22 protein-coding genes and 1 pseudogene are annotated in these 21,415 nt (G+C 43.3%); 19 read left to right on the forward strand and 4 right to left on the reverse strand.

The features are described from left to right. Positions 1–49 precede the first annotated feature (49 nt). Positions 50–676, reverse strand: a complete 627-nt coding sequence (locus tag GRFL_RS03260; protein ID WP_083643271.1) for a fasciclin domain-containing protein — start codon at positions 674–676, stop codon at positions 50–52. Positions 677–838: 162 nt separating this feature from the next. Here GRFL_RS03260 and GRFL_RS03265 point away from each other — a divergent pair, with 162 nt between their 5' ends. The 6 genes from GRFL_RS03265 to GRFL_RS03290 all read left to right on the forward strand — a co-directional run bounded on the left by GRFL_RS03265 (position 839) and on the right by GRFL_RS03290 (position 6,960). Further along, a complete protein-coding gene (locus GRFL_RS03265; RefSeq protein ID WP_083643272.1) occupies positions 839–1,045 on the forward strand; it encodes a membrane or secreted protein in 207 nt (68 codons plus the stop codon). A gap of 5 nt (positions 1,046–1,050) precedes the next feature. Then, positions 1,051–2,154, forward strand: a complete 1,104-nt coding sequence (locus GRFL_RS03270; RefSeq protein WP_083643273.1) for a glycosyltransferase — start codon at positions 1,051–1,053, stop codon at positions 2,152–2,154. After that, complete coding sequence (locus GRFL_RS03275; RefSeq protein ID WP_169833967.1) at positions 2,145–2,714, forward strand: RNA polymerase sigma factor; 570 nt, start codon at positions 2,145–2,147, stop codon at positions 2,712–2,714. The genes GRFL_RS03270 and GRFL_RS03275 overlap by 10 nt, the downstream gene beginning before the upstream one ends. Before the next feature lie 78 nt (positions 2,715–2,792). Then, the gene (lipA, locus tag GRFL_RS03280) at positions 2,793–3,674 is read left to right on the forward strand and encodes a lipoyl synthase (protein ID WP_083643274.1); all 882 of its coding nucleotides are present in this window, start codon (positions 2,793–2,795) and stop codon (positions 3,672–3,674) included. Positions 3,675–3,677: 3 nt separating this feature from the next. Continuing rightward, entirely contained in the window at positions 3,678–4,685 is a 1,008-nt protein-coding gene (gene gap, locus GRFL_RS03285; RefSeq protein WP_083643275.1) for a type I glyceraldehyde-3-phosphate dehydrogenase, read from the forward strand. Between the two features lie 40 nt (positions 4,686–4,725). Continuing rightward, complete coding sequence (locus GRFL_RS03290; protein WP_083643276.1) at positions 4,726–6,960, forward strand: hybrid sensor histidine kinase/response regulator; 2,235 nt, start codon at positions 4,726–4,728, stop codon at positions 6,958–6,960. Positions 6,961–7,057: 97 nt separating this feature from the next. Here the strand turns inward: GRFL_RS03290 and lpxK are convergent, their stop codons facing one another. After that, positions 7,058–8,071, reverse strand: coding sequence for a tetraacyldisaccharide 4'-kinase (gene lpxK, locus GRFL_RS03295; protein WP_083643277.1), 1,014 nt, complete (start codon positions 8,069–8,071; stop codon positions 7,058–7,060). A 102-nt stretch (positions 8,072–8,173) separates the two neighbouring features. Here lpxK and GRFL_RS03300 point away from each other — a divergent pair, with 102 nt between their 5' ends. The 4 genes from GRFL_RS03300 (at position 8,174) to msrA (ending at position 11,473) form a co-directional block, all read left to right on the forward strand. Next, positions 8,174–9,268 carry a Nif3-like dinuclear metal center hexameric protein gene (locus GRFL_RS03300; protein ID WP_083643278.1) on the forward strand — a complete coding sequence of 365 codons (1,095 nt, stop codon included), beginning with the start codon at positions 8,174–8,176 and terminating at the stop codon, positions 9,266–9,268. A 1-nt stretch (position 9,269) separates the two neighbouring features. Beyond that, positions 9,270–10,049, forward strand: coding sequence for a zinc ribbon domain-containing protein (locus GRFL_RS03305; RefSeq protein WP_083643279.1), 780 nt, complete (start codon positions 9,270–9,272; stop codon positions 10,047–10,049). A gap of 187 nt (positions 10,050–10,236) precedes the next feature. Beyond that, on the forward strand, positions 10,237–10,809 hold the full coding sequence (locus GRFL_RS03310) for a hypothetical protein (protein ID WP_083643280.1): 573 nt from the start codon (positions 10,237–10,239) through the stop codon (positions 10,807–10,809). A 1-nt stretch (position 10,810) separates the two neighbouring features. Next, entirely contained in the window at positions 10,811–11,473 is a 663-nt protein-coding gene (gene msrA, locus GRFL_RS03315; RefSeq protein WP_083643281.1) for a peptide-methionine (S)-S-oxide reductase MsrA, read from the forward strand. Between the two features lie 32 nt (positions 11,474–11,505). Here the strand turns inward: msrA and GRFL_RS03320 are convergent, their stop codons facing one another. Then, positions 11,506–12,870, reverse strand: coding sequence for an FAD-dependent oxidoreductase (locus GRFL_RS03320; protein ID WP_083643282.1), 1,365 nt, complete (start codon positions 12,868–12,870; stop codon positions 11,506–11,508). Between the two features lie 198 nt (positions 12,871–13,068). Between GRFL_RS03320 and GRFL_RS03325 the strand changes: the two genes are divergently transcribed. The 9 genes and pseudogenes from GRFL_RS03325 to GRFL_RS03360 all read left to right on the forward strand — a co-directional run bounded on the left by GRFL_RS03325 (position 13,069) and on the right by GRFL_RS03360 (position 20,031). Further along, positions 13,069–14,175, forward strand: a complete 1,107-nt coding sequence (locus tag GRFL_RS03325; protein WP_083643283.1) for an alkene reductase — start codon at positions 13,069–13,071, stop codon at positions 14,173–14,175. A gap of 95 nt (positions 14,176–14,270) precedes the next feature. After that, positions 14,271–14,516, forward strand: coding sequence for a hypothetical protein (locus tag GRFL_RS03330; RefSeq protein ID WP_083643284.1), 246 nt, complete (start codon positions 14,271–14,273; stop codon positions 14,514–14,516). Between the two features lie 76 nt (positions 14,517–14,592). Further along, the gene (locus GRFL_RS03335) at positions 14,593–15,243 is read left to right on the forward strand and encodes a flavin reductase family protein (protein ID WP_083643285.1); all 651 of its coding nucleotides are present in this window, start codon (positions 14,593–14,595) and stop codon (positions 15,241–15,243) included. Then, entirely contained in the window at positions 15,243–15,383 is a 141-nt protein-coding gene (locus GRFL_RS03340) for a DUF2256 domain-containing protein (RefSeq protein WP_083643286.1), read from the forward strand. Before GRFL_RS03335 ends, GRFL_RS03340 begins: the two co-directional genes overlap by 1 nt. Beyond that, positions 15,362–16,666: a DASH family cryptochrome gene (locus GRFL_RS03345; protein ID WP_083645943.1), complete on the forward strand. Its 1,305-nt coding sequence runs from the start codon at positions 15,362–15,364 to the stop codon at positions 16,664–16,666. The genes GRFL_RS03340 and GRFL_RS03345 overlap by 22 nt, the downstream gene beginning before the upstream one ends. Beyond that, positions 16,651–18,197 (forward strand): annotated as a pseudogene (locus GRFL_RS03350) (cryptochrome/photolyase family protein). The gene GRFL_RS03345 and the pseudogene GRFL_RS03350 overlap by 16 nt, the downstream one beginning before the upstream one ends. A gap of 141 nt (positions 18,198–18,338) precedes the next feature. Further along, a complete protein-coding gene (locus GRFL_RS18000) occupies positions 18,339–18,494 on the forward strand; it encodes a lmo0937 family membrane protein (protein WP_139839197.1) in 156 nt (51 codons plus the stop codon). A gap of 62 nt (positions 18,495–18,556) precedes the next feature. Next, entirely contained in the window at positions 18,557–19,315 is a 759-nt protein-coding gene (locus GRFL_RS03355) for an SDR family oxidoreductase (RefSeq protein WP_083643287.1), read from the forward strand. A gap of 32 nt (positions 19,316–19,347) precedes the next feature. Then, complete coding sequence (locus GRFL_RS03360) at positions 19,348–20,031, forward strand: hypothetical protein (protein ID WP_083643288.1); 684 nt, start codon at positions 19,348–19,350, stop codon at positions 20,029–20,031. A gap of 30 nt (positions 20,032–20,061) precedes the next feature. On the opposite strand, the gene kynU is transcribed toward GRFL_RS03360, so the two are convergent. After that, positions 20,062–21,345 carry a kynureninase gene (gene kynU / locus GRFL_RS03365; protein ID WP_083643289.1) on the reverse strand — a complete coding sequence of 428 codons (1,284 nt, stop codon included), beginning with the start codon at positions 21,343–21,345 and terminating at the stop codon, positions 20,062–20,064. Positions 21,346–21,415: the final 70 nt, after the last annotated feature.

Raw genomic sequence — 21,415 nt, forward strand, 5'->3', positions numbered from 1 at the left:
AGGGAATGATTGTAGTCATTCCCTTTTTTATTTCTTGTATTTTCAGTTTTTAAATCTCTGTATCTTCAGATTTTGGCATGACTACGGCATCGATAATATGGATGATCCCGTTCGAAGCTTCGATATCGGTTTTAACGATCGTGGCTTTATTTCCCATTTCATCTGTCAGAACTATATTATCACCTTCTTTGGTTGCTTTCAGTTCACCACCGTTTAAAGTTGCGATAGTATATTCCCCATCATCACCATCGATCTTTTTAGCCAGATCTTCCGCAGTGATTTTATCCTCAACTACATGATATTCCAGGAGTCCGGCGAATTTTTCACGATTCTCAGGTTTCATTAAAGTATCCAGCGTAGCTTTGTCAACTTTTGAAAACGCCGCATTATCTGGCGCGAATACCGTGTAAGGTCCTTCACTAACCGTTAGCAGTTCATTCATTTCAGCTGATTGCAGCGCATCATTCAGAGAACTCAGGCTGTCAGTATCAGCAGCCTTAGCCGCGATACTGTTGGATTCGAATTCCATCTTTTCTTTTTCTGCCTGCATCTGGGCCTGTCTTTCGGCTTCCATCTGCTCGGTTTCAGCGCTATCCTCCTTTTTATTGGCATCATTACAGGCCACAAAAGTAAGTGCACCAAATGCAAATACCATTAATAAGATTTTCTTTTTCATAATTATAGCTTTATGGTTTAACACCGCAAGATATTGTGTATTAAGATGATGGAGTTTAAGAAGCCTATAAATTTTAGTTAAATAGTGTAAAGATTATACTAAGGTCGCGTCCTATTTTCCTGAACACCTATTTATTCTTATTTTTGCATAGATTTTAATCTTATGAAGTTATTATTGATCAGTATCGTGTTATTAGCGCTGGCCTTCGCCGGCATCGCGATCAAAATATGGGGAAAGAAAGATGGGCAATTCGCAGGAACCTGCGCCAGCCAGAACCCGATGTTGAACAAATCTGGAGAACCATGTAGTTTTTGCGGAAAATTGCCAAATGAAATGGAAAACTGCTCTGGAGAATCCAAGAAGAGTTAGACTGAATGGCAACACTTCTACTGGGATTATTTCTCTTCATCACACTGGTTAATCTCATTTATTTCTTCGTTTTTTTCTCTTTCGCCACGGCGGAAAGCAAAACGAAAATCCATCCAGAAGTCCCGGTATCCGTTATTATCTGCGCCAAGAATGAAGCCGAAAACCTTCGGAACTTTTTGCCGAGCATCCTCGAGCAGGACTACCCGGAATTCGAAATTGTAGTGATCAACGACGCTTCTACAGATGAAAGCCTGGACGTCATGGAAGAATTCCAGCAGATCGATCCCAGGATTCGCATCGTGAACGTGGAAAACAATGAAGCTTTCTGGGCCAATAAAAAATATGCTTTAACTCTGGGTATCAAAAAAGCCCGTTTTAAACACCTACTTTTCACAGACGCCGATTGTGCTCCGCAAAGCCGTAACTGGATCAGGAGCATGAGTTCCAACTTTCAGCCGGGAATTGCGATCGTCCTGGGATATGGCGGCTACTTCAGGCATAAGAAATCGCTGTTGAATAAGCTGATCAGGTTTGAAACGCTCCTCACCGCCATTCAGTATTTTTCATATGCCAGGCTGGGCTCTCCGTACATGGGTGTGGGGCGAAATCTGGCCTATACTTCTACCCGGTTCTATGAACTGAAAGGTTTTGCCAGCCATTTGCAAATTCGCAGCGGTGATGACGACCTTTTCGTGAACGAAGCGGCCACGGCCCAGAACACCACCAGCTGTTTCGAAAAGGATGCGATTACCCGAAGCATCCCGAAAGCTACATTTTCAGCTTGGATTAAACAGAAAAAAAGACATGTTTCCGTAGCCAAACATTACAAACCGAAGCACCAGTTCTTTTTGGCCATTTTCTATATTTTCAGGCTCTTGTTCTGGCCGGTATTTATCGCCTTACTGTTGTTGAAGATCTACCCGATGATCGTGCTGGCAAATCTTGCACTCAAACTGTTGGTAGAAGGTTTTGTATATTTCAAAGCGGCCAGCAAACTGGATGAAAAAGATGTGGTTTGGTTATTCCCCTTTTTCGACCTGTTTCTCATCTATTTGCAATTAACTATATTTATCTCCAACCTTGTATCAAAACCAACGCATTGGAAATAGATCCTGAGCAGCTTCTGAAAAAAATCAGGGAAGCAAAAGCCGGAAGTCAGACCGCTTTCAATTTCCTTTTAGACCTTTATTGGAACGACGTATATGGCTTTCAGCTGAAGAAACTACACAATGAATACGAAGCGGAAGACATCACTATACAAACCTTTTCACGGGCTTTTAATAAAATTGACACTTTTGACGAAAATTACTCTTTCAGTACCTGGCTGATCGCCATTTCCAAAAATATCCACGTAGACCAGATCCGGAAAAAGAAAGCCTCCATCCGTTCCCAGACGACCAGTCATGACGAGGAACATTTTCACCAGATTATTGATGAAACTCCCAGCATTGAGGATAAACTGATTAAAGAACAACATCTGGAGCAATTGCTGGCAGACATCAAGCAACTCAAACCACATTACCAGGAAGTGATCAACCTGCGTTTCTTTCAGGAAAAATCATATAAAGAGATCGCTCGCAGCCTCGACGAACCCATGAACAACGTCAAGGTAAAACTGCTCCGTGCGAAAAAGCTTTTGGCCGAAATTATTGAAAGCCGAAAAGCCTAAGTAAGGTTTGGTCTTTCTACCCGCCTAAGTTTATGCATTTACGCTTATTATTGTATCTTTGAACCACAGTTTTTTGCTATGAATACAGAAGTTGCTCCAATCAAAGAAAAGACCGAAAGAAAGCCGAAACCAAAATGGTTACGGGTAAAACTTCCAACCGGTAAAAAATACACCGAACTCCGCAGCCTGGTAGACAAATACGATCTTCATACGATCTGTACTTCCGGGAGTTGCCCGAATATGGGTGAATGCTGGAGCGAAGGAACCGCAACTTTTATGATCCTGGGAAACATCTGCACCCGCTCCTGCGGATTTTGTGGTGTGAAAACCGGGCGGCCAGAAACTGTAGATTGGGATGAACCCGAAAAAGTTGCAAGATCCATCCGGTTGATGAAGATCAAACATGCCGTAGTAACGAGCGTGGACCGCGATGACCTGAAAGATATGGGATCGATCATGTGGGCGGAAACCGTAAAGGCTATCCGCAGAATGAATCCCGAAACTACTCTGGAAACACTTATTCCAGATTTTCAGGGCAACGAACGAAACATTGACCGAATCATCGAAGTAATGCCGGAAGTGGTTTCTCACAATATGGAAACCGTAAAAAGGCTCACTCGCGAAGTGCGCATCCAGGCGAAGTACGACCGCAGTCTTGGTGTTTTGAAATACCTAAAAGACAATGGCATCAACAGGACGAAGTCTGGAATCATGCTGGGCCTTGGCGAACAGGAAGAAGAAGTGATCCAGACCCTGGAAGATCTTCGCGGCGCCGGAGTAGATGTAGTGACCATAGGACAGTATCTACAACCCAGCAAAAGGCATTTGCCGGTAAAACAGTTCATCACACCCGATCAATTCAAGAAATACGAAGAGATCGGCCTGGAAATGGGCTTCCGCCATGTAGAAAGCAGCGCACTGGTACGTTCCTCTTACAAAGCCCAGAAACATATCAACTAAGCCATGGCTGGCAAGACGAAAATTGCAATTAACGGCTTCGGAAGAATAGGCCGCAGCCTTTTCAGGCTTCTGCTGAACCATCCATCTATTGAAGTGGTGGCCATCAATGATCTTAGCGACGCCAGAACCCTGGCACATTTGCTGAAATATGACAGCATTCACCGAACGCTTCCTGCTGAAGTTTCTTCCGTAGAAGATCATATTATCGTAAATGGGAAAAATATTCCGCTGTTTAATAGTCAGATCCCGAAGGAAATCCCTTGGGAAAACACCCCTGCGGAAATAGTCGTGGATGCGACAGGCCAGTTTAAAACATCTGATTCGTTAAAAGGTCATCTGAAAGGGACTGTCAAAAAAGTCATATTATCAGTGCCGCCTCAGGACGAAGCTATTAAAATGGTGGTACTTGGAGTTAATGAAAAGTTGCTGGACGGTACGGAAGAGATCATTTCCAATGCCTCGTGTACGACCAATAATGCCGCGCCAATGCTCCAAGTGATCCACGAACATTTCAAAGTTTCGCAGGCGTATATTACCACCGTTCATTCGTACACTACAGACCAGAGCCTGCATGACAAACCTCACCGTGATTTACGCCGAAGCAGGGCCGCCGCGCAATCCATCATTCCTACAACTACCGGTGCCGCTAAAGCACTGACCCATATTTTTCCTGATCTTCAGAAAGTGATCGGGGGATGCGGGATCAGGGTTCCGGTGCCTAACGGTTCTTTGACCGATATGACGCTGAACGTGGAAAAAGCGACCAGCATTGAGGAAGTGAACGCACTTTTCAGAAAAAAAGCTGAAAACGAATTGAAGGGAATCCTGCAGTATACTGAAGACCCCATTGTTTCGGTAGATATTCTAGACAGCCCTTTCAGCTGTATTTTCGATGCACAAATGACCTCTGTCATCGATGGGAAACTCATTAAACTAATAGGCTGGTATGACAACGAATTTGGATATTCGAGTCGTCTTATCGATTTAATTTCACTTGTTAACGATAAATAGCTATATTTAACCACATTAAAGCCAGTTGCTATTATCCCTAATGAAGAACTTAAAGCTCTCGATTTTACTATTATTCTGTTGCTTTACATTAGTTAGTTTTCAGGATCCTGCGGCCACACCGGCCCAAAAGGTTACCCCTGAGGAAATAAAGGAACTCTTGAACAAGGCTGAGCACTCCATCAATACGATGCAGTTCGATCGCGCCCAGGAAGAACTCACGCAGTCTCTGGAAATGGCTCGCAGCATTGATCATAAGCGCTATATCGCACTGGTAAGCAGCATTCTGGCCAGGATGTACCAGGTTCGGCATGAATTCGACAAAGGAGTGACCGAACTGGAAAGAGCCATCTCCATTCAGCGCAATATCAACGATGAAGAAGGTCTCGCCTATTCGTATGTGCTCTTCGGAAAACTTTTCTATTCTAAACAAAATTATGACCGCGCCATCAAGTATTTTGACCTGGCAGCCGATTATTTTGAAAAACATGACAACGAGGAACAATTAGGTCTTATCGATCTTAATAAGGCAATTCTGTACATGAATGTGCCTGATAAAAGGGACCTCGCCAATAATTTAATGGACAATGCTCGTGTTCGGTTAAAAGAAAGCAATAATAATTATGAGCTAAGCCGCTGGCATTATTATAAAGCCCGAATTCATATGCTGGAAGGCGATTATGCCGAAGCTGAAAAAGTGGCAAAGGGAGCTCTTGGTATTGCGCAGGGTGATGGATTCATCGGGATGACCATGTACTCTTATGGAATGTTGAGTGACATTGCAGAACTTCGGAATAACCCACAGCAGGCACTGGAGTATCTGAAAAAAGCTAATGCAGTTCGTGATGAAGTGTTCGACATGAACAAGGAAGCACTGGCGAGCGAAACCAACGAACGATTAGGTGTGGACGCGCTGAAATCGACTGTAGATGAGCTCACCATTCAAAACGCAGAACAGGAACGCACCCTGAAAGTGAACAAACTCACCACCATTCTCAGTGTGGCCCTGATCACCATTTTGTCCCTGTTGACCCTTTCGCTCTACAAGAACAACAATTTGAGAGCCCGGGCGAACGAACTACTACAGAAAAAGAATTCAGAATTAACCCTTGCCAAAGAAAATGCTGAAAAAGCTTCGATGGCCAAGGCTCAATTCCTTTCCACGATCACCCATGAGCTGCGAACACCGCTATATGCTGTGACCGGACTCACCCATTTATTGCTGGAAGAAAGCCCGACTGAAAGTCAGAAAGAACATCTGAACTCCCTGAAATTTTCAGGAGAATACCTGTTGTCACTGATCAATAATATCCTGGATCTCAACAAGCTTGAGGCCAACAAAGTGGAAGTAGTAAACTCTACCTTCAACCTGGAGAAACGCATTTCCGACGTGCTGATCGCCCTTAAAAATTCCGCCGACGAAAAGAAAACCAAGCTGCATTTCAAGTTTGACGAAAGCATTCCGAAGAAGCTCATTGGTGACCCGCTGAAAGTTTCTCAAATTCTGATCAATCTTATCGGGAACTCCATTAAGTTTACCGAGGATGGCGACATCTGGATCAATGTTAAAAAGATCAAGCAGCAGGATAAGAATGTCTACCTGCAATTCGAGATCAAGGATAATGGGGAAGGCATCAGCAAAGAGAAACAAAAAGCCATTTTCGAAAATTTCACACAGGGTTCTACACAGATCAACCGCAAATTTGGCGGAACCGGTCTTGGGCTTTCTATCGTGAAAAATCTTTTGAGCCTGTTGGATAGCGAAGTAGAACTGGAAAGCGAACTTGGCGAAGGCTCTCAGTTTACTTTTGACCTGAAATTTGAAGCTCCGGAAGGTGAAATCGTTGAGAAACCAGTCGCACCTTCTATTGACGAAAGCAAGCTGACGAACGATATTATGATCGATAAACGCATCCTGGTTGTGGAGGATAACAAGATCAACCAGATGATCACCCGTAAAATTCTTGAAAAGAACAAGGTGATCTGTGATGTGGCAGACAATGGAAGTATTGCCGTAGAGAAAGTGAAAAACAACCATTTTGACCTTATCCTGATGGATATTCACATGCCCGGCATCAGCGGGATTGAGGCTACCATCCAGATCAGGAAATTCAACGAGGAAATCCCGATCATCGCCTTAACCGCGGTCACGCTGGACGAAAGCCTGGATGAATTTTACCTTAATGGTTTTAATGATATTATTCCAAAACCTTATAAAACCGAAGAGTTCTTCCACAAGATCAATAAGTATTTAGCTGCCAGAGAAACAACGGTTTAGATCTTTTGGTACAGACTTTGTAAAAAATAACGCTAGTAGGATTATATAAAGAAGACATACCTTATATAGTTTGAATTAGCCAAAACAAAAGAGACGCTCACCGCGTCTCTTTTTTATTTATAAAATTTTGGATGGACTGGTCAAATTCTGATTGTGTACCGTTTAGGAATTTCACCTGGATTGGCAGGTAATATAACTGCTCCGCCGGAAAATAGTTTCGAAGTCTCATAAAATCCTTTTCGGTAGTAAGAATTCGTTCATGCGTTCGCAATTTTTTCAATTCCTCTTCTGAAAAGGCGTGGTGATCCCCAAATTCAAGGTGTTCAAAATTTCCGGAGAGTCGGTTTAAATGCTGCACCAACGGGGTCGCTTTAGCAATTCCGGTTACCAGCGTGAACTTTTCCCTCATAAAATCCTGGAGAAGCATGCTTTCCTTACTATTAAAAACTGACGAATCATATTCAATACCGGTAAAAAATACTTTCTGGTAGGAAGCCGGAGCGATTTCTCTTTCGATCTCCCGCATTTTTTCCTGGCTCAGTTCAGAAGGACACTTGGTGACCAGGATGATATCGGCACGCCGCATTCCGCCCCGGCTTTCGCGAAGGTTCCCGGCTGGCAGCATTAAGTCTTTCGTAAAAAGCTCATCGTATCGAGTAAGCAAAATCTGAAAACCCGCCTGCACCTTTCGATGCTGAAAGGCGTCGTCCAGCAGGATCACAGCTGGAGAGAATTTTTGAAGTTCAGCAATACCATGTTGCCTGTTGGCATCAACTGCTATGATCGCCCTGGGGAACTTATTCTTGAACTGCAGGGGTTCATCACCGCTTTTCAAAACACTGTCGTTTACCGCTACCAATTGAAATCCCGTAGACTTTCGCTTATAACCGCGGCTTAGCACGGCAACTTTTTCCGTCTTCAGCAAATTCAATAAGTATTCGATCATGGGAGATTTTCCCGTACCTCCAACACTCAGGTTCCCCACACAGATTATTGGAAGCTCATACTTTTCCGAAGAAAGGATATCGAGATCATAGAGCGTGTTGCGAGCTGCCGTCACCCCATGGTAAACCACTGAAAACGGGTAAAGCAATTTCCTAAGGTGTTTCATGGCAAGCTTGTTTTATTCTTTATCTTTGAATTTGGCCATTTTTGCCTAAAAATTCAACAGCCTGGAGTTATTCCACACTTCAGTGGCTAAATTATTAAAAATATGACTATACAGGAGGTAATTGCCATTCTGGAAGATTTTGCCCCGACCCGTTACGCAGAAAGTTTTGATAACGTTGGTTTACTCGTGGGCGATCAAAACCAGGAAGTGACGGGCGCGCTGATCACGCTAGATACGCTGGAAGAAACCGTGGACGAAGCTATTTCCAGGAATTGCAACCTGATTGTTAGCTTCCACCCCATCATTTTTTCGGGTTTAAAAAAGCTTACCGGTAGCGACTATGTGCAACGCGCCGTACTGAAAGCCATTAAAAATGACATTGCCATTTACGCCATTCACACCGCTTTGGATAATCATTACAAAGGCGTGAATGACATGATCGCAGAAAAACTACAGCTTAAGAATCGTAAAATTCTAATCCCGCGGAAAGATTCGATCAAGAAACTAACGACTTTTGTCCCCGTTAAAAATGCTGATTCTGTGCGGCAGGCTTTATTTGAAGCAGGTGCGGGCAGTATTGGTAATTATGACGAGTGCAGCTTCAATGTGTTGGGGAAAGGCAGTTTTAAAGGAAACGAAGCGTCCAGCCCGGTGATTGGCGAAAAGGGACAAACGCATTTCGAAGAGGAGATCCAGATTGGTCTTACCTACCCGGCGCATAGAGAATCAGCTATCCTTAAAAAACTTTTCAGCAGTCATCCTTACGAGGAAGTGGCTTACGAGATCCAGCAGCTGGAAAACGAAAATCAGCATTTGGGAATGGGGATGATCGGAGAACTGGAAACTACCACTTCAGAAGAAGATTTCTTGAAAATGGTCAAAGACACCTTTTATGCCGGCTGCATCAGGCATTCAGCACTGCTTCAGAAGCCGATAAAAAAAGTGGCCGTTTTAGGAGGAAGCGGTGCTTTTGCGATCCAAAATGCTAAAAATGCCGGGGCAGATATTTTTATTACTGCCGACCTGAAATACCACGACTTCTATAAAGCCGAGAAAAAACTGGTACTTGCCGACATTGGACACTATGAAAGCGAGCAGTTTACAAAAAATTTACTATATTCTTTTCTTAGCAAAAAAATTAGTAGTTTTGCACTTATTTTAGCAGATACAAACACCAATCCTATCAAGTATTTATAATATGGCGAAAAAAAACGATGTTACTGTAGAAGAGAAGCTGAGAGCTCTGTACGATCTTCAGTTGGTAGATTCGCGAATTGACGAAATTAGAAACGTACGCGGAGAGCTTCCTTTAGAAGTAGAGGATCTTGAAGATGAAGTAGCAGGTTTGAACAGACGTCTGGAAAAACTGGATGCCGATATTGAGGTTATTGAGAACGACATCAAGAATAAAAAGAATCAGATCGAAGATTCTAAATCTACTATCAAGAAATATTCAGAGCAGCAAAAGAATGTTCGCAACAACCGCGAATTTAATGCCCTGAGCAAAGAGGTAGAATACCAGGAATTGGAGATCGAGCTTTCTGAAAAGCACATCAAAGAATACAAGGCGAAAATCGAACAGAAGAAAGAGGTGATCGCCCAGACCAAAGAAAAACTTTCAGAACGCGAAGAGCACCTGAAGCACAAAAAAGGAGAGCTTGACGAGATCCTGAAAGAAACGGAGAAAGAAGAGCAGGCCCTGATCGATAAATCAGCTGAATACGAAAAGAATATCGAAGATCGCCTGGTCAAAGCCTACAAACGCATCAGAAGCAATGTTAAGAACGGTCTTGCCGTAGTTCCTGTTGAACGTGGAGCTTCCGGAGGATCTTTCTTCACCATTCCACCGCAGGTAATTATGGAAATTGCCGGTAGAAAGAAGATCATTACTGATGAGCACAGTGGTCGTATCCTTGTTGACGAAGAACTGGCTAAAGAAGAACAGGAAAAAATGGACAGTATGTTCAAGAAGTTCTAAACTTCACATTTTTTTATAAAACAGAACTGTCTGGAAAGTAACAGTAAGATCGTAAGATCTGAAGCAAAAGCTTTTCAGGCAGTTTTTTTATGACTTGATCTGAACAGCCAGTGAATCAGGGATTAACAGCAATTTCACATTAAAACAGCAATTATAGCCTAACTTTAATTATTTAAAACCAAACACGATGAAAGTTAGACTGATGATTATTTGTTTCGGTTTGCTCCTATGGTCCTGTAAAGACCAGCAGGGAGCCAAAACCGACTCTACCGATATTCCCGCTTCAGAAAGAACTTCGGAAAATGATTATTCCGATTCCGGAAAAATGACTGCGGAAGAACCAACAGGTGACCAGCAAGCTTCTGATAAAGATTCCCTGGCAATGCCTGAAAATGGCTATTCCGGAGTTTATATCAAAACAGATCATCCGGAAGACTCTGGTTGTTCCTGTTATTGCATCGATATGGCCACTTCTGGTACCGGCGAACTATGCCTGAAGGATCAGGAATTGTATATCAATACCCGCTATGCCCAGGACGGCGATGAGATCGAGGTATACTACACTGGAAAATCGTCCAAAACCACGAATTCTGAAATTCCCTGGGATCGATTTGAAACCGGCACTCCTATTGCAGTAATTTCCCCAAATGCCGAGGGTTTTGACCTGGATTGGAAAGGTTTTAGCATCGACGGCGACTTAGCTGTAGACTACGCCATTCTGGGAAAGAAAACTCTGGAAGGAACTTATAAAAGAAAATAATATGAAATTTTTACTGATCAATTTTTTAAGCCTTTTCCTTATAAGCTGCGGAAATGGCAATTCCCAAAATTCAGCTACTCCTGATGAAATTGCGAATGCCAAACCGGTCACGGTTCCCGCACAAAATGGCCTGGAACATGCCTATTTTGCCAGCGGTTGCTTTTGGTGCGTAGAGGCGGTTTATGAAAGCCTAAAAGGTGTGGACGAAGCTATTTCAGGCTATTCGGGAGGTCATACTAAAAACCCCACTTACGAGCAGAGCAATACCGGGAGAACCGGTCATGCCGAATCTGTTGAAGTGATTTATGATCCAAATATTATCAGCTTTCGGGACCTGGTGCGAGTCTATTTCGGGTCGCAGGATCCAACCCAGGTCAATGGCCAGGGTCCAGACCATGGTTCTCAATATCGCTCTATTATTTTTTATCAGAATGAGGAACAGAAAAAGATCATCGAAGAAGTGAAGGCAGAGGTCGCTCAGAATTATGATAAGCCAATTGCCGCGGAAATCCTCCCTTTCCAAAAATTCTGGAAAGCGGAAGATTACCACCAGGACTATGAAGAGAATCATCCTGAAAATCCATACATCCAAAAGGTTTCCATACCAAGAATAAACCGCTTCAAAGCGAAATTCCCCGAGCTGCTAAAAGAAGGTGCTCACTAAAAAATCGTAGTAATTTTTGAAAATAACCGGGATCAGGAAATTGATTCCGGTTTCTTTTTTTGAATCAGTTCCAGTATTTTTTCTTCCACTTCAGGCTGGTCCCAGTCTTCCGAAATATTTGGCATTTTCATGACCTCGTCCATGACCTGCCGCTGCCAATCCCCTATTTTCAGAGCCTCAGAATACGATTTATCTGAAAAAGTGACCCTGGAATACAGTGGAATCCATTTTTCGGGGTATTTATTGGTGAATTTTTTTTCTATTTTCTTCCGAAGCAAAAAAGATGGATCTGCCGTTTTGCTGCTCATTTCTATGAAATTGCGATAACTCAGTTCCGCGATCGCATCAGCATTTGGTTTTCTTTCGTTCTGGTATTCTTCAAAAATAGATTCCCAGTCGTCACCATATTTTTCAATTTTGGAATAGAGCACCGAAATATCCTCGAAACCGGCATTCATTCCCTGCCCGTAGAACGGAACGATCGCATGTGCTGAATCGCCCACGAGCGTGATCTTATCATAGTACGACCAGGGGAAGCACTTGATCGTAACCATCGCGCTGGTAGGGTTTTTAAAAAAATCACGCTTCAAATTGGAAATTTCATCTTTAATATCGGGAAAATAGCGCTCAAAGAAATCATCTGCCTGCTCTTCAGTTTGCAGACTTTCAAAAGAAACTTTTCCTTCAAAAGGCAAAAATAAGGTACAGGTAAAACTGCCGTCCAGGTTCGGCATGGCGATGAGCATGAACTCCCCGCGTGGCCAAATATGGAAGGAAGCATTATCCAGTTTGTGGCTGCCATCTGCATTGGCAGGAATCGTCAACTCTTTATATCCAACATCGATAAAATGCTGGGAATAGTTGAAACGACTTTGGCGTTGCATCTTATGCCGAATTCGCGAAAAGGCTCCATCGGCGCCAAAAACCAGATCAAACTGGTACTCTTTCCACTCACTTTTTTCAGATTCCCCGGTGAAAAGCTGAGCGCTTCGCATATCGACATCCCAAACTTTTTCCTCGAACCTGAAAACTGCGCCGGCTTCTTCCGCCAGATCGATCATTTTTCGATTCAGGACGCCTCGAGAAATAGAATAGATCGCCTCGCCGTCATTTCCATATTTTTGAAAATAGACCGGTTTATCCACCACATGCATCGCCCGTTTATCCAACGGAAGTGCCAGTTGCCTGATCTCTTTTTCGATACCCGCTTCAGCCAAAGCTTTCCAGCCACGATTAGACATGGCCAAATTGATGGACCTCCCTGAAAATTCGACGGTTCGCACATCTGGCCGGCGATCAAAAACGGTCACTCCGTGCCCCTGCTTTCTCAAATATATGGCAAGTAGCGAACCCACAAGTCCGGAACCCACAATGGCGATATTTTTCTTTTTCTGCATGAACTTAATTCGATAAACCGGGCAAAGACAGCCCTGCTATTTTCCGAATACGAAATTAGCTAATTATAGGCTAACAGCCGGGAACTAACCGATTTTATTGAATTTCGAACCCCAGGATTGGGCCTATTTATCATTTCATTAACAGCCAGAACCGGCCATATCGGGTAATTTTAAGGAAAAACTGAAAAAGAAAGAACTATGGAAAATGAAAATCAGCCTTTGTTGCAAACCTACCAGCTTGGAAACCTGAAACTAAAGAACCGGGTTGTCATGGCTCCCATGACCCGCAGCAGGGCAGACAATGATCAAAATGCCCCTACAGATCTTCATGCGACCTACTACCGTCAGCGTGCCGGTGCCGGCCTAATTATCACGGAAGGCTCCCAGGTTTCGGAAAGAGCGGTGGGTTACATCAATACACCAGGCATTCATACCGAAGAACAGGTGGAGGGCTGGAAAAAAGTAACTGAAGCTGTTCATGAAGAAGGTGGAAAAATATTTATCCAGTTGTGGCACTGCGGAAGGATCTCTCACCCCAAATTCCACAATGGGGACAAGCCACTTGCTCCCAGCGCTGTAAACCCCGAAGAAAAAGTGTACACGCCTGATGGTTTTGAGCAAACGGTGGAACCACAGGAGATGAGCCGTCAGGAAATCCAGGAAACCGTCCAGGAATTTAAACACGCGGCGGTAATGGCTAAAAATGCCAATTTTGATGGGGTTGAAATTCACTCATCCAATGGATATTTATTTCACCAGTTTTTTAATAGCAAGTCAAACCTACGAAAAGATGACTATGGGGGAGATATCGCTAACCGGGCCCGATTCTTTTTCGAAGTGCTTGAAGCGATTGCTGAAGTTTGGCCGGAAAACCAGATTGGCTGCAGGTTTAATCCTTCTTTGAACGGTGTTTTCGGGATTACGGCAACCGAAGACAGCATTCCAACCTTTGACCATATCATCGAAAAACTGAATGCCTACGACTTGGCTTACGTCCACCTTTCAGAACCTTTTACCGATGTGAGCGACATTGCCTACCTGGAAAGCGAAATAGCCAAGCATTACCGCGGAATTTATAAAGGAACTTTGATGATCAATGCCGGTTTTGACCAGGAAAGCGGAAACAAAGTCATTGAAGAAGGAGATGCCGACCTGGTTTCCTTCGGAAAATTGTTCATTTCCAATCCTGATCTTCCGGAGCGCTTCAAAAATAACTGGCCGCTGGCAGACTGGGATGCGGACACATTTTATACGCCCGGTGAAAAAGGTTACACCGATTATCCGGCCTACGAAAAAACGGAATAGTTACTAAAATTTCCATAAACCTGTTATAAAGGCTGTTAAGATTCAGCCTTCCTCCGGTTTAGATGAAGTAAATTAGTTTAACTAAAACAAAAATTATGGAGCAGGAAAAACTTGACCAAATGCGGTCTACCCTAAACAAGCTGGAAGATATTAAGAACAGCCAGGAAAGTATTCTGGATAAAATCAATCACGTTATTACAGATTTATTCCAGCATCCTGACAAAGAACTTGAAAAAGCCATGGAAGACGCGCATCAAACAGCTTCTGAAAATACTGAAAAGATCAATGAAGCGATGGAAGAGTACGAAATGAGGATCAATAAATTAGAAACTCAGGATTAATTTAAAAATCTGTTAACAGCCTATTAAACGGGCAATTTCTAACTTGAGGTCAGTTGAATAAACTGACCTTTTTTTTATGAAACATATCACAGCCGCTGAAATTCAGCAAATGGAAAAAATCTTCCGGTTGAACCTGGTAAACAGTTGTACCGGGTACAAATCTGCAAACCTCATCGCAACCAAATCCCAGAAGGGGAACCCGAATGTGGCGGTATTCAGTTCTGTAACGCATTTAGGCAGCGATCCGGCCCTGCTTGGTTTTGTGACTCGCCCGCTTACGGTAGAACGCAATACCTATAAGAATATCCGGGAAACCGGGTACTTTACGGTAAATCATATTCACGAAAAAATGATCGAGCAGGCTCATCAAACAGCAGCGAAATACGACGAACATATTTCTGAATTTGCCAAAACCGGTCTGGAAGAAGAATATCTGGACGATTTCCCGGCACCCTATGTGGGACAAAGTGAGATCAAACTGGGTTGTAAGTATGTAAACGAATACGAGATCAAAGAAAACGACACCCTTCTGATCGTTGCCGCCATCGAGCACATTTATTTTGATGAAGGCATACAGATGCCAGATGGCTGGTTAAGACTGGATGACGCCGGCAGTGTAGCCATCAATGGTTTGGACGGCTACGCCCTCCCCGCTTTGCTTGATCGGTTCCATTACGCGAGACCCGACCAAGAGGTGAAATCTTTTTTCAGCCATGAAAATTCCTGATGAAAGGAACCAAAAAACAACATTTACCGCAAAAAATCTGTCCTGTTTGCGGAAAACCCTTTACCTGGCGGAAAAAATGGGAAAAGAACTGGGACGAAGTAACCTATTGCTCTGAAAAATGCCGACGGAACAAAAACTGAAAACTGGCCTCATCTGGTATAGAAATGACCTGCGAACCGAAGATTTGGAATCTTTAGCTGAAGCAAGTAAGCATCACGAAAAGGTCCTGGCGGTTTACTGTTTTGATCCGAGGCATTACCAAATGACGTGCTGGGGATTTGAGAAAACCGGCAAATTCCGCGCGCAGTTTCTCCTGGAAACGATCTCTCAGCTACGGCAAAACCTGGAGAAACTCCATATTTCTCTACTTATATACCAGGAAAAGCCGGAAGAAGTCCTTTCTCGATTAGTTGAAAACTATGATATTTCCACAATCTATTACCAGAAGGAATGGACTTCAGAAGAACGAGAAGTAGAAGATACCCTGAAAGCAAAGCTGAAAAATGTCAGTTTTCGTTCTTATTATCAGCAGTTTTTATATCACCCTGAAGATATTCCCTTTGAGATCAACAAAATCCCAAAAATTTTCACTGAATTTCGGAAAGCCTGCGAGAAAAAATCAGAGGTGCGCCAACTTATCCCGCGCCCAGATCCTAAACCAGCTTCCAATTTACTGAACGAAACTACAGAAATCCCCGATTTAAATTCGCTGGGATTGCAAAACTTTGAACCCGATCCCCGGAGCGCGTTTCCTTTTAAAGGTGGAGAAAACGAGGCTAAAAAACGTATTTCAGATTATTTCTGGCAATCTAAAAACCTGGCAAAATACAAGCAAACGCGTAACGGACTACTTGGAACCGACTACAGCTCCAAACTCTCTGCCTGGCTGGCAAACGGCTCCATTTCTCCCAGACAGATCTACCACGAGGTTAAAAAATTTGAAAAGGGCGAAACGAAAAACCAAAGCACCTACTGGCTCATTTTTGAACTGATCTGGCGGGATTTCTTCAAATACGTCTCTTTAAAACATGGAAATGCAATCTTCAGGCTTGGTGGAATTCTGGAAAAAGATCCTCGGTGGAATCAGGAGGAGGAAGATTTTAAGAGATGGGTAGCTGGAGAAACTTCCGAAGATTTCGTCAATGCCAATATGAAAGAACTGGCAGCTACTGGTTTCATGAGCAATCGCGGCCGGCAGAACGTGAACAGTTTTCTGGCAAAGGAACTGCACCACGACTGGCGCAAAGGGGCCGCGTATTTTGAAAATGTGCTCATAGACTACGATGTTCACAGCAATTGGGGCAACTGGATGTATAACAGCGGAGTGGGGAATGATCCGCGAGACCGGAAATTTAACATTAAAAGTCAGGCAGAGCGCTATGATCCTGACGGCGAATATCAGGAATTATGGCTGAAAAATTAAAGACTCTTCGACTCATTTTGGGCGATCAGCTCAATCACCAGCATAGTTGGTTTGATGATGATCAGGAAAAGGTCGTGTACGTCATCATGGAGATGCGACAGGAAACCGATTATGTTCGACATCATATTCAGAAGGTGGTAGGTTTTTTCCGGGCCATGAGGAATTTTGCTGAATATTTATCAGCCAAGGAGTACGAGGTGATCTATCTGAAGCTGGACGATAAGCAAAATCAGCAGGACCTGGAAAAGAACCTGAAACAATTAATTGAAGAACAGCATATAGAAAAGTTCGAATACCAGCTTCCAGATGAGTATCGCCTGGATGAACAACTGAAAGAGATCTGTAATAATCTTCATATTGAAACAGCATCTTTTGACACCGAACATTTCCTGACCCAGCGCGATGATCTTGAAAAATTCTTTAAAGGAAAAAAGCAGTTGACCATGGAATATTTCTACCGCGACATGCGCAAAAAATATGACATCATGATGGTCAACGCCAAGGATCCGAAGGCGGCAAGTGGAATTACGACAAATCAAACAGGAAAAAATGGGATGAAAAAACCGAGATTCCACATGAAAAAGGTTTCCGAAAAGATGTAAGTGACTTGGTAAAACTTCTCGAAAAAGAAGGTGTAAAAACCATTGGCAGGATAAGCGCCAAAAATTTTAACTGGCCTACTTCGCGTGAAGATTCCCTGAAGGTGTTGAATTATTTCTGTAAAAACCTGCTCGTGCATTTTGGAGATTTTCAGGATGCCATGCACACGGAAGAGGCTTATCTTTTCCATTCGCGGCTGTCTTTTGCGCTGAATACGAAAATGCTAAGCCCAAAGGAGGTGATAGATTCGGTATTAGATTATTACTACGATCATAAAGATGAGATCGATATCTCGCAAACAGAAGGTTTCATCAGGCAGATCCTGGGTTGGCGCGAGTATATGCGAGGAATTTACTGGAAAGAAATGCCTGGCTATCGCCGTACCAATAAGTTGCGAAACCAAAACGATCTTGCACCTTTTTACTGGGATGCGAACACTAAAATGAACTGCCTGCATCAAAGTATCAAGAATAGCCTGGAAAATGCCTATGCCCATCACATCCAGCGACTCATGATCACGGGTAATTACGCCTTGCTTACAGAAACCCATCCAGACCAGGTAGACGAATGGTACCTGGGCATTTATATAGATGCGATTGAATGGGTGGAAATGACCAACACACGGGGAATGAGCCAGTTTGCTGATGGCGGGCTGGTTGCCACAAAACCTTATGTCTCCAGCGGTAGTTATATCAATAAAATGAGCAATTACTGCAAGGATTGCCACTATTCCGTGAGTAAAAAGAAGGGTGAAAAGGCCTGCCCTTTTAACACATTATATTGGAACTTCCTGGATTCGAAACGCGAACATTTCAAAAATAATCAGCGAATGAATATGATGATGAGCCTTCTAAATAAGAAAGATAGCGAGGAACTGGAGGAGATCCGGTCCCGAGCGAAAGCGATTATTTCTAACCCCTCAGACTTTTAGGAGTTTACGTTAAATCAAGGTTAAATGCTCAACAAGCGGTAAACCGATTATCTAAATTAGTACAACGCTAAACAAAAAGCGACTAACTAAGATTTAGTATTAACCATTGCAACGAGAAGTTGTACTAAAAATCAACCTAAAATGAGAGATTTAATCTGGCTTATTATCGTCTTATTAATTATTGGATGGCTTGTGGGATATTTTGCCTTCCCAGACCTTGGAAGTATCATCCATATTTTAATTGTTCTTGCAGTAATTCTTATTCTGTATAAATTACTTACAGGAAGAAGACTATAAAATCAATGGTACATTAAAAAACCCTTTGAGCGATCAAAGGGTTTTTTATTGAAAATTAAATTATGTGGGATCTAAAAGGAAAAAAAGCGCTGGTTACCGGCGGAAGCAAAGGAATTGGAAAAGCCACCGTGCTGGAATTTGCGAAACTTGGTGCGGAAGTGGTTTTTACTGCTCGTAATGAAGAAGAAATTACGGAAACTGAAAGGGAATTTACGGATAAAGGCCATAAGGTGACGGGCCTGAGAGCAGATTCTTCTTTTGATCCCGACAGAAAAAAAGTGGCCGACTGGATTGCGGAAAACTTCGGAAAACTGGACATTTTAGTACAAAATGCCGGCATCAATATTCGGAAAAAGGCCATAGATTATTCCGAAGAAGAATTCAGAAAAGTATTAGAGATCAATTTGATAGCAACATTTGACCTAAGCAGAAAACTCTTTCCGTATTTGAAAAATTCTGGAAACGCTTCGGTGATCAACATTGCATCTTCCGCAGCCATCCAGGACGTGGGAACGGGTGTTCCCTATGCGATGTCTAAGGCAGGACTCCTTCAGCAAACACGAAGCCTGGCCGCAGAATGGGCCACTTTCGGGATTCGTGTGAATGCGGTCTCGCCTTGGTTTACCAAAACACCGCTGACTAAAACCTATCTCGAAAATACTGAAATGATGGATCTAATTCAGAAAAGAACACCTTTAAAACGAGTGGCAGAAGCCTCGGAAATGGCCGCGCCAATCGCTTTCCTCGCCATGGACAAATCTTCCTATATCACGGGCCAGAATATTATTGCCGATGGCGGTATGAGCATCAATGCAATTTAATTACTACCTTTAATTCACTTAATAACCAGCAAATGAAAAAGATACTTTACAGCATGATCCTGGGAATAGCCTTGGTTTCCTGCAAAAATGACCAAAAAAACGAACCGGTTGTCGAAGATGCCAACACAAAGGAATATCAGAAAATTGCTGAAGCCAACGGCTTTAAGGAGTTTGACGATGTGGAAAAAATTGGCTTCACCTTCAACGTAAAAGTTGGAGATTCCGTACGATCCAAACGGCACTGGGTCTGGAACCGAAAAGCAGGAAAAATAAGCCTGACGGAAAATGATTCGGTAAGCAGTTACGTGAAAAAAGACAGCCTGGGCGATTCAGAAAAATCTATAGATTCCAAGTTTATCAATGACTCGTACTGGTTGCTGTTTCCTTTCCAGATGGAATGGTCTAATGCCAAGATCAGTGACCCAAAAGAGGCTACTGCTCCCATTAGCGGGGATCAAATGAAAATGCTTACGGTTAGTTTCCCGTCTGAAGGAGGTTACACCCCGGGTGATAGCTATGACATTTACTACGATGATGACCTGATGATCCAGGAATGGGTATACAAATCGGCTGATGGTGGCCGGGAGATGGCCACTACCTGGGAAGATTATAAAAATTATGATGGCATCAAGATCGCACGATCGCATAAGAACAAAGAGGGCAATTTTGAGCTATTCTTTACCGATATCGAAGTGACCAAAAACAAAAGTGAATAATCAAAAAGGCCTGAAAAATCAGGCCTTTTTTTATTTCTGTTTAGAAAGTATTCCTTCCTTTAAAATTTGCCCAAACCGGAAAACATCTTCATAAGAACAATAAAATGGTGCCGGTGCCAGCCTGATCACATTTGGTTCACGCCAGTCCAACATCACTCCCTGATCCATCAAATACCGAAAAAGCTCTTTTCCTTCTCCATGCAGAAAAACGCTGAGCTGTGTTCCTCTTTCTTCCTGGTTTGCCGGGGTAATCACTTCAAAATTGCTATCTACCTGCCTGTCGATATCATGCAGCACATATTCCAAAAAAGCCACGATCTGGTTGCGTTTGGCTATCAGTTTTTTCATTCCTACCTCATCGAAAAGCTGCAGGGAAGCAAGGTATGGCGCCAGTGAAAGCACCGGGGCGTTACTGATCTGCCAGGCATTCGCCGTTGGTTCGGGTTGAAATTCCGGCTCCATCAAAAACCTTCGGTCTTTATTATGGCCCCACCAGCCTTCAAATCTTGGGATATCCTTTTTTCCGTGGAAACGTTTATTGATAAAACAACCTGAAGCATTTCCCGGCCCAGAATTCATATACTTATAACTACACCAGGCGGCAAAATCTACATCCCAGTCACTCAACTGCAGCTCGATGTTTCCGGCAGCATGTGCCAGATCCCAACCAACCATCGCACCCACTTCGTGACCAACTTTCGTAATAGTCTTCATATCGAAAACCTGGCCCGTATAATAATTCACCCCACCAATCAGCACTAGCGCACACTCCTCTCCTACCTCTCGGATGGTTGACAAAATATCTTCGAGCCTGAAATTTTGCTCTCCGTCACGCTTTTTCAGTTCCACGATGGCTTCTGACGGGTCGTAACCATGGAAGCGCACCTGGCTCGCGACCATATACTGGTCGCTGGGAAATGCTTTTTCTTCGCAAACGATCTTAAAACGTTTGCCTTCGGGGCGGTAAAAACTGGTCATCAATAAATGCAGGTTGACCGTCAAGGTGTTCATGACGGTCACTTCGGAAGGAGAAGCGCCCACCACCTTCGAAAGTTTTTCAGAAAAACGTTCATGGTAATCCCACCAGGGTTTATCGGCATAAAAATGCCCTTCCACACCCAGCTCGGCCCAGTCTTTCATGATCTCGTCTACGTAATCTTTGGCAATTTTCGGCTGAAGTCCCAGCGAATTTCCCACAAAATAGATCGCATCTTTTCCATTGACCTTCGGAAAAAGGAACTGGTCGCGGTAGGTAGCCATAGGATCTTCCCGGTCCAGCTTTTGAGCAAATTCCAGGCTGTTTTCGAACTGCATATTTGGAGTTTTTTTCAAAAATACAATTCTGAATGAAATAGCCGTTTCGCTCTGGGTGGTAATCCTTATT

The organism is Christiangramia flava JLT2011 (assembly GCF_001951155.1).
GTDB lineage: Bacteria > Bacteroidota > Bacteroidia > Flavobacteriales > Flavobacteriaceae > Christiangramia > Christiangramia flava.

Bases quoted from the DNA above. Each gene is read 5' to 3' on its own strand.
- GRFL_RS03355 (WP_083643287.1), top strand. From the start codon at position 18,557: ATGTGGGATCTAAAAGGAAAAAAAGCGCTGGTTACCGGCGGAAGCAAA.
- GRFL_RS03290 (WP_083643276.1), top strand. From the start codon at position 4,726: ATGAAGAACTTAAAGCTCTCGATTTTACTATTATTCTGTTGCTTTACA.
- gap (WP_083643275.1), top strand. From the start codon at position 3,678: ATGGCTGGCAAGACGAAAATTGCAATTAACGGCTTCGGAAGAATAGGC.
- GRFL_RS03300 (WP_083643278.1), top strand. From the start codon at position 8,174: ATGACTATACAGGAGGTAATTGCCATTCTGGAAGATTTTGCCCCGACC.
- GRFL_RS03335 (WP_083643285.1), top strand. From the start codon at position 14,593: ATGAAACATATCACAGCCGCTGAAATTCAGCAAATGGAAAAAATCTTC.
- GRFL_RS03270 (WP_083643273.1), top strand. From the start codon at position 1,051: ATGGCAACACTTCTACTGGGATTATTTCTCTTCATCACACTGGTTAAT.
- lipA (WP_083643274.1), top strand. From the start codon at position 2,793: ATGAATACAGAAGTTGCTCCAATCAAAGAAAAGACCGAAAGAAAGCCG.
- GRFL_RS18000 (WP_139839197.1), top strand. From the start codon at position 18,339: ATGAGAGATTTAATCTGGCTTATTATCGTCTTATTAATTATTGGATGG.
- kynU (WP_083643289.1), bottom strand. From the start codon at position 21,345: ATGCAGTTCGAAAACAGCCTGGAATTTGCTCAAAAGCTGGACCGGGAA.
- GRFL_RS03340 (WP_083643286.1), top strand. From the start codon at position 15,243: ATGAAAGGAACCAAAAAACAACATTTACCGCAAAAAATCTGTCCTGTT.
- GRFL_RS03325 (WP_083643283.1), top strand. From the start codon at position 13,069: ATGGAAAATGAAAATCAGCCTTTGTTGCAAACCTACCAGCTTGGAAAC.
- lpxK (WP_083643277.1), bottom strand. From the start codon at position 8,071: ATGAAACACCTTAGGAAATTGCTTTACCCGTTTTCAGTGGTTTACCAT.
- GRFL_RS03265 (WP_083643272.1), top strand. From the start codon at position 839: ATGAAGTTATTATTGATCAGTATCGTGTTATTAGCGCTGGCCTTCGCC.
- GRFL_RS03305 (WP_083643279.1), top strand. From the start codon at position 9,270: ATGGCGAAAAAAAACGATGTTACTGTAGAAGAGAAGCTGAGAGCTCTG.
- GRFL_RS03360 (WP_083643288.1), top strand. From the start codon at position 19,348: ATGAAAAAGATACTTTACAGCATGATCCTGGGAATAGCCTTGGTTTCC.
- GRFL_RS03260 (WP_083643271.1), bottom strand. From the start codon at position 676: ATGAAAAAGAAAATCTTATTAATGGTATTTGCATTTGGTGCACTTACT.
- GRFL_RS03345 (WP_083645943.1), top strand. From the start codon at position 15,362: ATGCCGACGGAACAAAAACTGAAAACTGGCCTCATCTGGTATAGAAAT.
- GRFL_RS03330 (WP_083643284.1), top strand. From the start codon at position 14,271: ATGGAGCAGGAAAAACTTGACCAAATGCGGTCTACCCTAAACAAGCTG.
- msrA (WP_083643281.1), top strand. From the start codon at position 10,811: ATGAAATTTTTACTGATCAATTTTTTAAGCCTTTTCCTTATAAGCTGC.
- GRFL_RS03320 (WP_083643282.1), bottom strand. From the start codon at position 12,870: ATGCAGAAAAAGAAAAATATCGCCATTGTGGGTTCCGGACTTGTGGGT.
- GRFL_RS03310 (WP_083643280.1), top strand. From the start codon at position 10,237: ATGAAAGTTAGACTGATGATTATTTGTTTCGGTTTGCTCCTATGGTCC.